This window comes from Nocardia sp. bgisy134 (assembly GCF_057708325.1).
Window position 1 is genome coordinate 398,169 of record NZ_JBYIRW010000003.1, and the last position, 14,232, is coordinate 412,400.

Sequence of the window (14,232 nt, forward strand, 5' to 3'; positions counted from 1 at the left end):
CTCAGTTGCCCCCTTCCGCCGGTGCGGTGTCGTACACGGTCACCGTCCCGCCTGCCAGCAGCGGCGTCAGCAGCAGGAGCTGCGCGGCGGTCGGTTGCCCACCGACGATCGCGGCGACACCGGCGTGCCCGCGTCCGCCTGCGATCGGACGCGCCGCCGGGGTGGCCACACCGGGGGCGGTGATTCCTGGAATGGCGGGCAGGCCCGGGATCGCGGGCAAACCCGGAATGCCCGGGATGGCGGGCGCCGCTTGGAGTCCCGGCAGCGTGAGCGTCGGCTGGGGACCGGCGGCATCCAACCAGCGCGGTTGCAGCCGATCCGGAAACTCCTGGTCCGGTGCGACTTCCGGCACCGTCGGGCCACCGCAGCGAGGACCGGTGAGCGAACCGTAGGCCGGGCAGTCCTCGGCCGTGTACTGCTGGAAGGGCGTGAAGGTGACGTCCATCTTCCACACCATCTGGCGGCTCGGCCCGAAGTGGAACACCGTGGCCAGCCTCTCCAGCGACGCGTTGAGGTTGCGCGCGGTGTCCGGGATGGCCTGCGTGTCCTGCGCCAGGCTGCCGAACAGCTGGTCTAGTCCGGGGACGAGGTCCTTTGCCGCATCGGGGTTTCGAGCGAACAGCGAGTTGACGGAGTCGATGGTGTTGCTCGCGTTGGCGAGCAGCGCGACGAGGTTGTCGCGGCGCTCGGTGAAGGTGCGGGCCGCCGTCACCGACTCGGCCAGCACGCCGACCAGATCCGGTGCCGACTTGCTCAGTTCCGTGGTCGCCCGGCCGAGATCACCGAGCAGTTCACCGACACCGGGGACGGTGCGCATCTGGGTGACCCAGAGGTCGAGCCGCTCGATCGTCGAACCCGGCACGCGCGCACTGGGATCGAGCGCCGCCGCAAGCGTCGCCAGCACCCGGCCGAGCTTTTCGGGCTGGATGTTGTCGAGCACGTCGCGCAGCACGGTCAGAGTGGTCTGCAACTGCATGGTCGAGGTGCTGGTGTCCTCCGGAATCACCGCTCCGGCGACGAGTTTCGCGCCCGCCGAGCCGTTGTCCACCAGCTCGATCGCGGTGACGCCGAACAGATTGTTCGGCACCACCCTCGCCGTGACGGCCGCCGGAATCGTCGGCGCGACGGCGGGCTTCAGGTGAATCTCGGCGCGCTGCCGTTCTCCCTTGGCGACCACCTCGACACCCGCGACGGTGCCGACCACCATGCCGCGGAACTTCACGTCGGCACGTTCGGGCAGACCGTCGCCGGTGCTGGTCAGCTCGGCGGTCACCCGGACCTTGTCTTCGAAATAGCCGTTGTAGCGCAGCATCAGCAGGCCGAGCAGCAGCGCGGTGGCCGTCACCATCGCCAGGCCGGCCAGGGAGAGCTGACGCGCGGTCGGCCCGCGGCCACTGGGATCGAGAAGCATGCCCGCCCCTATCCCGAGATCCGGAAACCGGGGTCGATGCCCCAGATAGCCAGCGTCAGAACCAGATTCGCGAAGACCATCACGACGATCACCATCTTGATGGCCTGTCCGGCAGCGACGCCGACACCCTCCGGCCCGCCCGAGGCGACATAGCCGTAGTAGCACTGGATGAACGTCGCGAGCAGCACGAAGACCACGACCTTGAGCAGCGAGAAGAAGACATCGGTTCCGATGAGGAATTGGAAGAAGTAGTGGTCGTAGGTGCCCGCGGAGGTGCCGCCGAGGAAGAGCACCGAGAGCTTGGTGGCCAGGTACGCCGTGGCCAGACCCACCGTGTACAGCGGGATGATGGTCAGCGTCGCGGCGATCATCCTGGTGCTCACCAGGTACGGAAGAGGGCGGATGGCAATGGATTCCAGCGCGTCGATCTCCTCGGAGATCCGCATGGAACCCAATTGCGCGGTGAACCGGCACCCGGCCTGGATGGCGAACGCCAGCGTCGCCAGGATCGGCGCCAGCTCGCGCGTGGTGGCGAAGCCGGAGATCGCACCGGTCAGCGGGCCCATGGTGAGCAGGTTCAGCGCGGTGAACGACTCCATGCCGACGGTGATGCCGCCGAACGCGCAGAGGATGATCACCACGCCGACGGTGCCGCCGCCGACGACCAGCGAGCCGTTGCCCCATCCGACGTCCGCCGTCAGTCGCAGCACTTCCTTGCGATAGTGCTTGAGCACGAAGGGAATCGCGGCCAGCGCCTCGAAGAACGTGATGGCCTGGTGGCCGAGCCGCTGATTCGCCCGATAGGGCACGGCGGCGACGGTACCGACCGCCCGGAATGGTCTCAGGGCGGGCGGGGTGTACTTCGTGCCCACCTCAGATCACCTTCGTCGGGAACAGCGTGTTGTACAGCTGGGTGAGAATGATGTTGGTGGCGAAGAGCATCAGCGCCGAGGTGACGACCGCCGAGTTCACCGCGTTCGCCACGCCGCCGGGGCCGCCCTTGGCGTGCAGCCCGATGTCACAGGCGATGATCGCGGTGAGCGCGCCGAAGATGGCCGCCTTCACCAGCGCGACGATGAGGTCGTTGGCCACCGCGAAGGACGCGAACGAGCCGATGAACGAACCCGGAGTCCCGGACTGGGCGTAGACGTTGAACATGTAGGCCGTCGCGAAGCCGACGAACACGATGAACCCGCACAGCAGCATGCTCACCAGGACCGCGGCCACCAGGCGTGGCGCGACAAGGCGGCGCACCGGATTCACGCCCATCACCATCATGGCGTCGATCTCCTCGCGGATGGTGCGCGAGCCCAGGTCTGCGCAGATCGCCGAGCCGACCGCGCCCGCGATCATCAGCGAGGTGACCAGCGGCGCACCCTGGCGGATGATGCCGAGTCCGGCGACCGCGCCGATGAACGTCGTCGCGCCGACCTGGTTGACCAGCGCGCCCACCTGAAGGGAGACCACGACGGCGATCGGAATCGCGACCAGCACGGTCGGCGCCGCGGAGACGCTCGACATGAACGCGCACTGCCTGATGAATTCGTGATACGGGAAACGCCGGGCGGCGATCGCCCGGAACAGTTCGATCACCGCGTCGCGGCCCAGCATCACTTGCCTGCCAAGGGTTTCCAGCGATCGCTGCGGATGACGCCGCCACAGACCCTTCAGATCGTCGACGGCTCGCTCCAGGTCGGTGCGCTCCGGAGGCTGCTCCGGCTCGATCCGACCCGGAGGTCGTTCGATGGTTGTCACGCTGCCCGAGTCCTTTCTCGGCCTTCTTCTCGCTCACTTCGCCGACCGGTAACGGTGACCCCCTCGAGGGCGCGGAGCGTGTGAAGTGTCGCACAGCCCGGGCGCGCGACACAAGTCACATGTGAATAGGAATTCTCGACACAACTGGATCGATGTGTCTCATAGTGAAGGCTGGCCCGAATCATTGAACGAGCAGTCGACCTGCAAATATATCGAGCTAATCAGCGCATCATCGCGCCTATATCAGACACTTACAACTCGAACAAGTTTCCACGAAGTCACATATTTCCCGGGCACCTGTCCGCGCACCGACCGGTCAGGCCGGTTCGCTGAGGAAGTGCTGCAACGCCACCAATCCGTAGCCGAGCGCTGCGACGCCGGCCACGACGGCGCTCAGCACGGCGAGCCACAGCCCGTAACGCAGGATCGGATTGACTTTCATTCGCCCACCGAGGATCTTGACGCCGATCACCACGATGTCGATGAGCCACACCAGGATCATCATCAGGTCATGCACACATTCGAGAAGGTGAGCACCGGCCAGCACACGATCGACCCGAGGAACGAGATGACCACGTCGATGCCGTGCATATCGCGTAGATGACTCGTATGGGTCAGCGTCCAGACGACTCCCACGAGCCCGTAGGGGATTCCGAGAATGATCAGAGTTCCGAGGAACTCGGAGACCTTCATCTCGTAGCTGAATAGTCGATCCAGCTTCTTGAGCATGTACGTCGCATCCTTTCCTGCACCGGCCGAACCCGCTGACGGCACCCGCGCAGAGCGAAGGAGATCGCGACGTCGCGGGGGCGCCCAACCGTGTACATCCGGTCCGGCATGACCCGTATGTTACGCACGATTCACAGGATTGCGGAAGCATTTTGGACAGATTCCCAGGAACTTGCTCTGGGAGTAGTCCCATGAAGCACCGATTGACGGACCGGTGCTGCGCGAATAAGTTATCGAGCGTTCTCATGAGCGACGGCGATGGCCTCGCCCGGCAGACAGGGGAGGCGCAGGTGCTCGACACAAGCAACGTACTGCGGCGCCACCTCGGCGATCGACGCTTCGCCCTGACGCTGCCGCGCGCCGTCGCACTCCAGGTGCTGCACCCGGCGATCGCCGCCGCGCTCCGCGACCACGCGCCGAACCGGCTCTGGGAGCACAAGCGGCGCACCGTGGGCGGGATGATCAACATCGCCTACAGCGACCGAGATCTGCGCTCGGTCATCCGCTTCGGACACGAGCACGTCAAGGGCGCCGATGCCCTCGGCCGTCGCTATCACGCCCTCCATCCCGAGCTCTTCTTCTTCCAGCACGCCACCTACGTCGACACCCTCATAACGAGCATCGACACCTTCTCCGGCGGGCTGACGCCCGCGCGGCGCGAGCAGCTCTACGCGGAGTGCCACGCATGGTATGGCCGCTACGGCATCTCGGACCGGCACGCGCCGGCCACCTGGACCGAGTTCACCCGGTATTTCGCCGACGCGTGCGCGGCCCTGCCGCCGCCGGGAGCCGACACGCTGGCGCTGCGCGATCAGGTGCTGCGCCCCGACGCGTGGACGCCGCGCAGGCTGCCCGGCTTCGCCGTTCGCGCGCTGCTGCACGAGCGCGCCAGAGAACTACTCGACGCGCCGCTTCGCCCCGGCGACGCGGCCGCCTTCGCGGTCTACGCCCGCGCGGTCCGGATCGGCTCCGCGCTGCGCCCGCCGCGGCTGCGGTATGCCCGTCAGGCTCGCAATCCCCTCTAGAACACCGCCACACTTTTCTAGATGGATACCGAAGGAAACAGGGGAAAACCAGGACATCAGCTGCACTTGCCATGCAGAATTATCGGTAACATAATCGACGGAGGGGCGATCTCGCCCCGGAGCAGGAGACGTTCGATGACGAGCAACCCGGTCGCGGTGACGACTCTCGGTTCCTCGTTTCCCCCTGCCCGGCCGCCCGCGCACAGCGCGCCACGGTGGCAGCGGATCTCGCCGCAGGCGAGCGCGGGCGCACCGGCTCCGCATCGACCTCCGGGAGGTCGAACGATGAAAGCACTCAACAGGATTCTCAGCGTGGAGATGACAGTTTTCGAGTTCCTCGGCTGGCTGTTCCTCGCCGGATTCCTGTTCGGCGCCGGGCAATTCACGGTGGCGCTGCTCGCGCGCCTGGCCCGGCCCCTCAGGAAGACAACGGAAGGACTCCCATGACCGCGGTCGCCCAGCCCTCCTACGAGAACGAACCGGCGCCACTGACCAAGGAGCAGACGCGCATCCCCATCAGCTCCGCGCACCGCCCGATCACCAAGCGGCCGATCAAACTGTCCGACGCCCTGGACTTCTGGTCCTTCGCGGGCGCCGCGGCCAACGTCGCGATGCAAATGGCCAGGCCCGGTGTCGGTTACGGCGTCGCGGAGAGCAAGGTGGAAAGCGGCGCGCTCATGAAGCACCCGTGGAAGCGGGCCCGCACCACCACCCAGTATCTGGCGGTGGCCATCCTCGGCACCGACGAGGAGCGCATGGCCTACCGCGAGGCGGTGAACGCGGTGCACCGCCACGTGCGGTCCGAGCCGGGCGCCGCGGTGAAGTACAACGCCTTCGACCGCAATCTCCAATTGTGGGTCGCCGCATGCCTGTACATCGGTTTCGAGGACACCTACCAGCTGCTGCAAGGCAGGATGAACGACGAGCAGGCCGAGGCCTTCTACGCCTCGTCCTCGACGCTCGGCACCACGTTGCAGGTCACCGAGGACATGTGGCCCAAGACGCGCGCCGAGTTCGACGTCTACTGGAACGAGGCGTGCCACCAAGCCGTCCTCGACGACTACGTGCGCTCCTACATCGACGATCTACTGAACCTGCGCATGATCCACTGGTATCTGCGGCTGCCGTTCCGGAACTTGTTGAAGTTCTTGACGATCGGCTTCCTCGCGCCGTATTTCCGCGACCAGATGCGGCTGGAGTGGACCGCGGCCGATCAGCGCCGCTTCGAGCACCTGTTCGTATTCGTCGGGTTCGTCAACCGGTTCATTCCCCGGTTCCTGCGGCACGGCGGCAGCCTCGCGCTGATGGCCGACCTGCGCCGCAGGATCCGCACAGAGAAGAACCTCGTCTGAGGTGCCGGTTGCGCACCGTCGACATCGAGCGGACCATTCCGGCGCCGGTCGCCGACGTCTTCGAATGGCTCACCGACGCAACGAATTACCGCCGGATCTCGCTGGTCCGGCGGGTCACCCTGGTGCGCCCCGGCGATGTGCACTGCCACGGCCGCGGCGCTGTCCGGGTGGTCGTCACGCCGCTGCTGCGATTGACCGAGGAGATCGTCGAGTACCGCCCGCCGACGCTGATGCGGTACCGGATCACCAGGTCCACGCCTCCGCTGCGGCACGACGAGGGGTTCATGGCATTCCGTTCGGTGCCCGAAGGCACCCGGGTGCGGTGGTTTTCGCGGTTCGAGGTGGCTTCGCCGATCCTGGCCGGGCTGTGCACGCTCGCCATGGTTCCTGTGGTGGCCGGTGGGTTCCAGAAGACGCTGAACTGCGCGGAGCGCGAGCTGCTCGGACTCCGTTGAGCCAGTGTCACGGGCACAGCGCGTGTTCCAGCATGCCGATCAGGTCGGGTTCGGTCTCGGGCGCCTTCGTCATCGCGACGGTGACCGCGCGGCCGTCGACGGTCGCGCCGGACAGCGTGTAATAGCCGTGAATTGCGCCGTTGTGCCCGACGTACTCCGCGCCGCACGACAGTCGCATCGAGCCGAGCCCTAGGCCGTAGACCATTCCGGACTCCGGATCGATGGGCACCCCGGCGCGAATCTGCTCGAGCTCGGCGGCGGCCAGCACCCGACCCGCCAGCAGCGCGCCGTAGAAGTGATTCAGATCCGCGCCCGAGGACACCAGTGCGCCCGCCGCCCACGGGATGGACGGTTCGATGCGCGAGACGTCCGTGACGACACCGTCCGAAGTGGCGTAGCCCGCCGGGTGCGGCCCGCGGATATCGCGTTCGCCGGGGGCGGGCAGGTAGGTGTCGGCGATCGGCTCGTCGAGACGGACCTTCCCCTCCGCGACCAGTTGCAGCACCAGCGCGCTGGTGAACGACTTGGTGACACTGCCGACACGGGTGCGCTGCGGAGGTTGCGCGGGAATCGGCGCGGAGGTTCGGAGGTCGGCCACTCCAGCGGTGCGGACCTCGGTCGCACCGTTCTCGGTGACCGTGGCGATCGCCCCCGTGACGCCCGCCCCGACCGCCCTATCGATGTCCTCCTGCACGGCATGCAGCCGAGCATCCGAGACACCCTGCGACCCGGTCTCGGTGTCGTTCGCGCAGCCCGCGGCGAGCAGGGCCACCGCGGAAACGGCCGCGAGGATCGGTGTCAGGCGCATACCTCGACGGTAGGCAGGGAGGGGTTCCCGCACATCCGGGACGACCCCGATATTCCCCCGAGCCGGGGGCGGTTTTCGTGCCCGACTGCCGACTCCGCGGGTGTATGAAGTGACCCATCGCCCGGTGGGCCTTCCGCATGTGCGACGGCGGAGGCTCCCCGACCAACCCCGGCTATCGCACTCGCTGGAGAGCGAACGGACCCAACGACACTGTTACGTGCCTTCATCCCAGCGGAGGGCCGAGGGGTTCCAGGTCCCGATCGCCATGGTGCCGTCCAGGATTGGGTTCATGCACTGCCCGAGGAAGTCCAGCGCGGCATCCAGGTGGTGCAGTTCCGCCGGGAGTCGGCTGATCTTCACCGCGATGTCGCGGTAGGAAGCCTTCCAACGCGGGCCGGGCGAATGGATCGCGGTGGGCAGTTCCAGCGCGGGCCGGTGCTGTCGTTGGTGTTGCAGGGCGAGCTGGATCGAAGTGGCGTCGAAGCTGGAGGTGCCGATGATCAGCAGCAGGTCGGCCAGATCGCGCCATCTCGTCGAGGGCTGACGCTCTTCGCCGTGGTACTCGTACATGGCGGCGAGTTTGTCGGCGATCTGGTCGACCAGCGGGTAGCAGGCGAATTCCGGCGGCGGCAGGACGTCGGGGATCTCGATGGTCGGCGTCGGAGCGATCCGGTCGATCCGACCGATGAGCTGCTTGCCCGCGGTCAGATCGATGGGGAAGTGCTGGAGCTCTGTCGTGCCGAGGCGAGGCGTTGCCTGGAGTTGCCACACCGAGGTGCCGCCCTCGTTCACGTTCTGCTTCTTGACCTTCAGGTCGAAGGTCAGCCGGTCCAGCGGACTGGGTGCGACTACGAGGTCGCGGAGTTCGCCGAATGCCTGGTCCAGATCGGCTTTCAGGTGCAATAAGTCGACGTCCTGACTGTGACGGGCGCCTGGAATACGAACCAGCAGCGATGTTCCGCCTTTGAGGATCCAGGGCGCGGCGGGATCGGCGAACACTCTGGCCAGCATCCGCTGCATGTAGAACTCGCGCCGCAACTCCTCGGTGGGACGCTTGATACTGCGTGCCCGCTCACTGATCCGCTGATTGATCGCGGCTTGAAACCCCCGGTCGCTCGGGTACTTCCGTGTCACCGTCATCCCCGCCCCCGCCCTCGTCGTTGTTGCGCTCGGCTCGAACCGACCGAGCAATCGTCTCCAGTAGCGCACGGACGACGGACTCGTTGTCCGCTGTCCACCTGTTGTGCGCGACGACATTACCGAGGGCGGCCGACATACGGCTCGCGTCGACCGCAGAGCCGCGTAGGGCGGTGAGCAACGCCTCGGCGAGGGCGGGATCATCGAGCCGACGCTCGAGCTCATTCAGAGCGAACTTGAACGGTCGACGCTCGAAGAACTTGGATTGCATGGCAATTGGCCGATTTGTCTCGGGGTTGACAAGCACCCAGTCCACGCCGCGGTCGCTTCGCGTCAGGGCCTTGGCTGATTCGGGGACGCCCGCTTGACCGATGAAGTTGTGGACGAGCTCGTCCCCAGCGCCGATCGGCATGCCGTAGTAGTGGGCGTACGGGCGCAGCGCGGCGGCGAGTTCGTCACGGGTGGTGTCTTCGGTGAGGATGGCGTCGCGGACGATCGAGGCCAGATGCCCGCCGTCGGTTCGTGCTGCGGCGAGATCCACGGTGGTGCGCAATGGTCGGGTCACCGGTAGGCCGGCCACCAAGTGCCAGTCTTCGTACCCCAGTTCCCGGACATGGAACTTCACATCCGGGCTGCGGGTACTCCGCCGCTTCGGCACGGTGAATTCGTGAAAGTCGGCGTCGATGTCGCCGAGGTCCTGCAAGCGTGCCGCCGAACGGTGGGACACCACCCCTACAGGCACCGCATCGGCCAAGCGGTCGGCGGCCAGCCGCTTGGGTTCCAGTGCCAGCCACTCAGCCCGAATGGGGTCCTGCGGAGCCTCTGGCGCGCCGGTCAGCCGATACACCCCTTGCCGGAGCCGGGTGATCAGTTCCGCATCAGCGAGACGCTTGAGCTGCTGAGCACTGAAGCCCAGGTCACCAGCCTGCATGGAGGTGAACAGACCCCACTGCGACCCAGCTAGGTCAGCCAGATCTAGGAGTCGTTCCTCCCTGCTCATACATCGAAAATAGCATACGACTCGGCGCTTCTATACATCTGTGACTATAAATGACAACTGCTATGATATTTTTGACGATAGTGGCAATAGTATCGACAGATCCGCTATGCTCCGCTCGCCAGGTCGATCGCGGTGTCGATGCGACACCGCGCCGCGCAGCAGCCCGGCAAATAGGTGTCGATCGGCTAGTCGCGACGGACCAACGACCGCGGTTGGAGTTGAACCATCACCCACTGGTCGATCAGCACTCGCAGCTCGGCGCGGCGCGCATCGATGTGAACGCACACGGATAGGTCGATGATTCGCGTGCGATGAGGTTCTGCCAGCGCATGCGCCCAGTGCAAGACAAGATGATCACCCGGTCGATGTCCGGTCGCACCGCGAAACGCCGTGGACAGTTCCCGCCACAGTGGAAGCGTTGGCCGGTCGCCCTACCCGGCAGCTCGAACGCAGTTCCCCGACACGGTCATTCGCCGAGGACCGTCGAGACGCGTGCCAGCGCAGCCAGATACTGCTTGCAGCGCGGCCCGTGGTCCGCGTGTCTGGCCAGCAGTGCCGTCCAGTCATTGTCGCGAATAGCGTCGGCTGGCGATGTCGACGCCGGGCGCAGCAGCGGGAACGGGCGTCTGAACGTGGCGCTCTTGTGACTGCCGTGCTCCCTCGATCCTCCGGGCATCGCACCGCGAGTGTACGGGCGAGGCTCGAAGCTCGGAGTGCGGTAGCGTTTCGGGCGGTCGGATGGCTGTGAGGGGAGTGGAGCAGATTGGTCTCGTGGCGGGATACCGCGTCGGAGGCGGCTCAGGGCGATCTCGACGGGCTGCTGGATACGGCGTTGACCATGGCGGAGCAGCGGCTGTCGGAGCGGGGCGAGTTCTATCCGTTTGCCCTGGTGGTGAACCGTTCGGGTGGGACCGAGATCGTCGCGGCAGGGACCGGGTCTGCTCAGCACGCACAGGAGCTCAACGTGAGGGCGGTGGTTGGGATGCGTGCGGAGATCCGTGCGGCGGCACTGGTTGTGGACGTGCGATTGCCCGAGTCCGGCGGAGACGGGATCGACGTGCACCTCGAACACGCTGAAGGAACCGCATTGAGCGTGTTGGAGCCCTATCGGGTCGAGCACGGTGAGGTGATTGCTGGAGGATTGGAAGCGTTCTCGGCTCAGCGGCGCATCTGGCAGTAGGGGTTGGACGCAGGGCCCGTCAGCTCTCGTCGTAGCGCACGATGCGTTCAGCAGAACGCTTGTGCCACTTGTTCTTCGAGTTCAGGAATGGCTCTACACGGTCGCGGACTCCTTGGGCGCGTAGCTTCGACAGTACTTCCAGGGCGTGACCCTGCACCGCCTCGTCGTCGAGTTGGGACAGCGCGACCGCCACCGCGTCGGGGTGGCGGGACTTGGCCAGCCAGGAGACGACCATCTGGCGGTCGTCGCCGAACTCTCGATTCGTCGCAATGGCTGCGAGTTGGTCGAAGTAGTCCACGCCAGCGGGAATGTCGTACAGCGCGTGACCCGCTGCCCATCGCTCCCGCGAGCCGATCGACTTGGCAGTATCGAACTGCGAGATCAATGCCGGAACCGCGGCGGTCTTGCGCGCGTACTTGTGTCCCAGTGCTCTCGCCAAGCTCAACCGCGCAAGCGCCCGTCCCTCGGTTTCTGGTCCGGGCCAGCGTTTTTCCAGCTCGATAAGCCACTGTGAAAGCAGAGCAATGACCTTCGGCGACGCATTGGGCATATCTGCGATCTCGGAGATTGTTCTCCCGTATCCGCCAGCAAGCTGGTATTCCTCGAGCAGCTTGGTCGCGGCAGCGTCGTCGGTGGCGGTCACTCGAAGTCCATCTTCACGTGTTTGATCTTGCCCTGTTTGATCAAGTCCTCGATCTCCGGCGCTAGTTGAGTGTTGATGTCGGTGACCAGCACGAACTCGTAGCCGTTGGCTTGAGTGTAGGCGACGAAGTCCTTGATCTGATCGGTGTATTCCTGGCGTTGGACGTTCTTGACCTCGGTCAACCGCTTGTTCGCGTCATCGAGGTCGTCAGGGATGCGGTGTTTCGCAGTCTTGGTTGCGGACGGGACCGACTTCTTGGTTTTGGTGGGATCGATGCCAGCGCGGGCCTCGGCTTTCGCCCCTTTGAGCCTGTTCTCCCGTGCTCTGTCAGAGTGAGTCGGTTCGGGTGGTCGCTTCAATTGACGGTCGAGAACCGGTTTGAACTTGGTGTTCACGCTGCTGACCACTGTGGCCGACACCGAGGCGAACACGGTTTGGGACAGCTTGCGCGATTCGGTCAGCCCATCGAGGATCTGCTGGATTCTGGTGCGGCTGTAGTCGAGCTCGATCTCGGCGGCCTTCCGGATCGCTGGTTCGATCGGCTTGCCGATGGTGGCGGCGTTGATGGTGTTGATCGCTTGCGTGACCGTCTGCAACGCCATCTCGCGCTCGATACCTCCCTGCGCCGCAGCAAGCAGATCGGCGTAGCCACTGGTGGCGCCACTCTGCTGCCGCAACGCATCAGCGAGTAGATCGATCGCGTCCAGAACGGTCTTGTTCGTCTGATCGATATCGGGAATCTCCGGCGCCGTCGAGCCGAGCAGCTTCTTCATCTTCGCGCGGATCTCGGCATCCAGCGCACTGTAGACGCTGGCGGTGTTCAGCCAGCTCGCGGCCACCTGCTGCAGTTTGACGGTGTCGCCGTTGATCCACACGACCGAACCCATGACCAGCGGCCAGCCGAACGGCTCTTCGCGGTTACCGCCTGCGGGGTTCTTCAAAGGCTTGGCTGTGAACGATTGCCCGCCCGGGTCGGCGTCCGGCAGCGCGCCGCCGGGTTTGTTGTACTCCTCAGCGTTCTCGGACTGATCGTGGTTCACCCCGCTCTGCCGAATCAGCGCGGCCATCCGCACCAGCACATCGGTGGCCATGCTCGCGGTGACCACCGCTTCGATGCCGGACCTGAAATAGTCTGCGCCCCATTCTTTGCCGCCGGGATCTCCCCCACTCATGTTCTCGACACGTATCTCGGCGTCCATCTTGCGCAGCGCCGCGGAGGCTGCGGTGCTGGCCCGGCTGTACTCGCCGGCCAGCTCGTAGAACAGTTCAGGATCGACATCCAGTTCCGACACGCCGGCTCAGCCCCGCCACATCTCCAGGTTCGCGGCGATCGCAGCACTGTAACGGCCGTGTGCGGCCTGTGCCGCCCGGCGCATGTCCTGAATGCCATCGTGGATGTCCTTGGCGGCGTCCATCATCCGCTGGTGGGCTTCTTGCTGCGCGGTGGCCGCCTCACCCTCCCACACGCCCTGTAGCTGGGCGACGGCGCTGTCGAAGGCGGTGATCTGCTCGTCGAAAAACCCTTCGAAGCCCTTCATCCGGGCGATCACCGAGTCGAGCAGCTCCAGATTCACGCTATGACGCATTGGGCAGATCCAGCGATGAGGCCACCGATTCGATGGCGGTCACATTTGCCTGCTGCTGGGCCAGATACGCCTCGGCGCTGGCGTTCAACGCCACGGTTGTGTCGCCTATGGCATCGAGCAGGTCGGCCAACCCTTGACGGACTTCGTCGTAGCCTTCCGCAAACAGGTCACGTTGGCGACCTTTCCACGTAGCGGTCAGCGATTCCACGTCGGCATCGAGGGATCTGAATCCGGACGTCAGACTGTCCAACAGATTCTTCACGGCCTTCGCGGCTTGCACTAGTTCCGGCGGCGTTACGGTGAATAGCTCACCGCCCGAGGGCGATTCGCTCACGGTTCCTCCCCTGCCACTCACGATCGCAACACGTGTCGAGCACGATGTTGTCATGCTCCCACGGGTCGATCGTGGTGTCGATGTGCCAGAGCATCAAAGGCTTCGACGCCGACGGCCCAAGCGCAGGCTCGGTGATGTCGGCCCTGTATTCGGCGGCGAGCCTTCGGAGCACGCGGGCGCGGACCGGAATTCTGTGGATACTTCGCAGAAATCGCCGGAAACTATGTCGAATAACCGTCGGCGCGCGTGTCGGGAACGATACGCCCCTCCGCGACCAGGGTGCGGAAGGCGGCTCCTTTGCGGGCGCAAGCATCTGCGCGGCAACCGCGGTGTTGCTGCATTGCGCGGTGGGCTTCGGCGACCGTGAAAGGGGCTGGGGGAGCGCGGTGTCCGTCGGTGGCTCGGGTGTCTCCGACGTAGGTTCCGATGATGCCGATGAGGGAGAGAACCAGACCGCATCCGGTCAGCATGGACAGTGTGGAGTACATCGGATCATGTGTCCGCGGTGCGCCGGAAGCAGTAGGCGGAGGCGGCTAGGTATTGGCGGCATCCGCTGCCGTGCCCGGCGTGCACCGACAGGATGAATCGGGCGCGATCGTAGTCCAGGACCTGCGGTTCCTGTGTGCAGTCACGGCTTTGGACCAGCCACAGCTCACGCTGGTCGAAGTGCGGGACGTTCATCGTTCACCTCCGCGAAGTTCAGTGCACCCGGCGCCGGGAGCGCCGGCGGAACCGAGCTCGAGGCGGCTGGATCGAGGCCGCGTCGGGACCGTGCGCCGGGTTCCGGAGAGCGGACGCTCCCAAAGGTCTGGGCACA

Annotated in this window: 18 protein-coding genes; 5 read left to right on the forward strand and 13 right to left on the reverse strand. The window is 65.5% G+C overall.

Annotated elements, in window-relative coordinates; all coding sequences use genetic code 11:
• Position 1: 1 nt before the first annotated feature.
• The 5 genes from AC3ERS_RS08415 to AC3ERS_RS08435 form a co-directional block, all read right to left on the reverse strand.
• Positions 2-1,411, reverse strand: a complete 1,410-nt coding sequence (locus tag AC3ERS_RS08415) for an MlaD family protein (protein WP_431965197.1) — start codon at positions 1,409-1,411, stop codon at positions 2-4.
• An 8-nt stretch (positions 1,412-1,419) separates the two neighbouring features.
• Positions 1,420-2,283, reverse strand: coding sequence for an ABC transporter permease (locus AC3ERS_RS08420; RefSeq protein ID WP_431965199.1), 864 nt, complete (start codon positions 2,281-2,283; stop codon positions 1,420-1,422).
• Between the two features lies 1 nt (position 2,284).
• Positions 2,285-3,157 (reverse strand): MlaE family ABC transporter permease, encoded by an 873-nt coding sequence (locus tag AC3ERS_RS08425; RefSeq protein ID WP_431965403.1) that lies wholly within the window; start codon positions 3,155-3,157, stop codon positions 2,285-2,287.
• Positions 3,158-3,482: 325 nt separating this feature from the next.
• Positions 3,483-3,671 (reverse strand): hypothetical protein, encoded by a 189-nt coding sequence (locus tag AC3ERS_RS08430; RefSeq protein ID WP_431965405.1) that lies wholly within the window; start codon positions 3,669-3,671, stop codon positions 3,483-3,485.
• On the reverse strand, positions 3,671-3,895 hold the full coding sequence (locus AC3ERS_RS08435) for a hypothetical protein (protein ID WP_431965201.1): 225 nt from the start codon (positions 3,893-3,895) through the stop codon (positions 3,671-3,673). Before AC3ERS_RS08435 ends, AC3ERS_RS08430 begins: the two co-directional genes overlap by 1 nt.
• A 245-nt stretch (positions 3,896-4,140) precedes the next feature.
• On the opposite strand from AC3ERS_RS08435, the gene AC3ERS_RS08440 reads away from it, so the two are divergent.
• From AC3ERS_RS08440 to AC3ERS_RS08455, 4 genes are all read left to right on the forward strand, one after another.
• Entirely contained in the window at positions 4,141-4,920 is a 780-nt protein-coding gene (locus AC3ERS_RS08440) for an oxygenase MpaB family protein (RefSeq protein WP_431965203.1), read from the forward strand.
• 285 nt (positions 4,921-5,205) lie between these two features.
• The gene (locus AC3ERS_RS08445; RefSeq protein ID WP_431965205.1) at positions 5,206-5,367 is read left to right on the forward strand and encodes a hypothetical protein; all 162 of its coding nucleotides are present in this window, start codon (positions 5,206-5,208) and stop codon (positions 5,365-5,367) included.
• Positions 5,364-6,272, forward strand: a complete 909-nt coding sequence (locus tag AC3ERS_RS08450) for an oxygenase MpaB family protein (protein WP_431965207.1) — start codon at positions 5,364-5,366, stop codon at positions 6,270-6,272. The genes AC3ERS_RS08445 and AC3ERS_RS08450 overlap by 4 nt, the downstream gene beginning before the upstream one ends.
• An 8-nt stretch (positions 6,273-6,280) precedes the next feature.
• Positions 6,281-6,727: an SRPBCC family protein gene (locus AC3ERS_RS08455; RefSeq protein ID WP_431965209.1), complete on the forward strand. Its 447-nt coding sequence runs from the start codon at positions 6,281-6,283 to the stop codon at positions 6,725-6,727.
• Positions 6,728-6,734: 7 nt separating this feature from the next.
• Here AC3ERS_RS08455 and AC3ERS_RS08460 read toward each other — a convergent pair whose 3' ends face one another.
• The 3 genes from AC3ERS_RS08460 to AC3ERS_RS08470 all read right to left on the reverse strand — a co-directional run bounded on the left by AC3ERS_RS08460 (position 6,735) and on the right by AC3ERS_RS08470 (position 9,672).
• Positions 6,735-7,535: a serine hydrolase domain-containing protein gene (locus AC3ERS_RS08460; RefSeq protein ID WP_431965211.1), complete on the reverse strand. Its 801-nt coding sequence runs from the start codon at positions 7,533-7,535 to the stop codon at positions 6,735-6,737.
• Positions 7,536-7,748: 213 nt separating this feature from the next.
• Complete coding sequence (locus AC3ERS_RS08465; RefSeq protein ID WP_431965213.1) at positions 7,749-8,675, reverse strand: nucleotidyl transferase AbiEii/AbiGii toxin family protein; 927 nt, start codon at positions 8,673-8,675, stop codon at positions 7,749-7,751.
• The gene (locus tag AC3ERS_RS08470) at positions 8,608-9,672 is read right to left on the reverse strand and encodes a type IV toxin-antitoxin system AbiEi family antitoxin domain-containing protein (protein WP_431965215.1); all 1,065 of its coding nucleotides are present in this window, start codon (positions 9,670-9,672) and stop codon (positions 8,608-8,610) included. Before AC3ERS_RS08470 ends, AC3ERS_RS08465 begins: the two co-directional genes overlap by 68 nt.
• Positions 9,673-10,435: 763 nt before the next feature.
• Here AC3ERS_RS08470 and AC3ERS_RS08475 point away from each other — a divergent pair.
• Entirely contained in the window at positions 10,436-10,852 is a 417-nt protein-coding gene (locus AC3ERS_RS08475; RefSeq protein ID WP_431965217.1) for a hypothetical protein, read from the forward strand.
• A gap of 19 nt (positions 10,853-10,871) precedes the next feature.
• Here the strand turns inward: AC3ERS_RS08475 and AC3ERS_RS08480 are convergent, their stop codons facing one another.
• The 5 genes from AC3ERS_RS08480 to AC3ERS_RS08500 all read right to left on the reverse strand — a co-directional run bounded on the left by AC3ERS_RS08480 (position 10,872) and on the right by AC3ERS_RS08500 (position 14,096).
• Complete coding sequence (locus tag AC3ERS_RS08480) at positions 10,872-11,495, reverse strand: HEAT repeat domain-containing protein (protein WP_431965219.1); 624 nt, start codon at positions 11,493-11,495, stop codon at positions 10,872-10,874.
• A complete protein-coding gene (locus AC3ERS_RS08485) occupies positions 11,492-12,787 on the reverse strand; it encodes a putative toxin (RefSeq protein WP_431965221.1) in 1,296 nt (431 codons plus the stop codon). Before AC3ERS_RS08485 ends, AC3ERS_RS08480 begins: the two co-directional genes overlap by 4 nt.
• Before the next feature lie 6 nt (positions 12,788-12,793).
• On the reverse strand, positions 12,794-13,069 hold the full coding sequence (locus tag AC3ERS_RS08490; protein ID WP_431965223.1) for a WXG100 family type VII secretion target: 276 nt from the start codon (positions 13,067-13,069) through the stop codon (positions 12,794-12,796).
• Position 13,070: 1 nt separating this feature from the next.
• The gene (locus AC3ERS_RS08495; RefSeq protein ID WP_431965225.1) at positions 13,071-13,415 is read right to left on the reverse strand and encodes a WXG100 family type VII secretion target; all 345 of its coding nucleotides are present in this window, start codon (positions 13,413-13,415) and stop codon (positions 13,071-13,073) included.
• A gap of 492 nt (positions 13,416-13,907) precedes the next feature.
• Positions 13,908-14,096 (reverse strand): hypothetical protein, encoded by a 189-nt coding sequence (locus AC3ERS_RS08500; protein WP_431965227.1) that lies wholly within the window; start codon positions 14,094-14,096, stop codon positions 13,908-13,910.
• Positions 14,097-14,232: the final 136 nt, after the last annotated feature.

What these genes read in the sequence shown, in the direction of transcription:
- AC3ERS_RS08435 (WP_431965201.1), bottom strand. Translation starts at nt 3,895, where the DNA reads ATGCTCAAGAAGCTGGATCGACTATTCAGCTACGAGATGAAGGTCTCC.
- AC3ERS_RS08440 (WP_431965203.1), top strand. Translation starts at nt 4,141, where the DNA reads ATGAGCGACGGCGATGGCCTCGCCCGGCAGACAGGGGAGGCGCAGGTG.
- AC3ERS_RS08500 (WP_431965227.1), bottom strand. Translation starts at nt 14,096, where the DNA reads ATGAACGTCCCGCACTTCGACCAGCGTGAGCTGTGGCTGGTCCAAAGC.
- AC3ERS_RS08450 (WP_431965207.1), top strand. Translation starts at nt 5,364, where the DNA reads ATGACCGCGGTCGCCCAGCCCTCCTACGAGAACGAACCGGCGCCACTG.
- AC3ERS_RS08460 (WP_431965211.1), bottom strand. Translation starts at nt 7,535, where the DNA reads ATGCGCCTGACACCGATCCTCGCGGCCGTTTCCGCGGTGGCCCTGCTC.
- AC3ERS_RS08465 (WP_431965213.1), bottom strand. Translation starts at nt 8,675, where the DNA reads ATGACGGTGACACGGAAGTACCCGAGCGACCGGGGGTTTCAAGCCGCG.
- AC3ERS_RS08415 (WP_431965197.1), bottom strand. Translation starts at nt 1,411, where the DNA reads ATGCTTCTCGATCCCAGTGGCCGCGGGCCGACCGCGCGTCAGCTCTCC.
- AC3ERS_RS08470 (WP_431965215.1), bottom strand. Translation starts at nt 9,672, where the DNA reads ATGAGCAGGGAGGAACGACTCCTAGATCTGGCTGACCTAGCTGGGTCG.
- AC3ERS_RS08430 (WP_431965405.1), bottom strand. Translation starts at nt 3,671, where the DNA reads ATGATGATCCTGGTGTGGCTCATCGACATCGTGGTGATCGGCGTCAAG.
- AC3ERS_RS08445 (WP_431965205.1), top strand. Translation starts at nt 5,206, where the DNA reads ATGAAAGCACTCAACAGGATTCTCAGCGTGGAGATGACAGTTTTCGAG.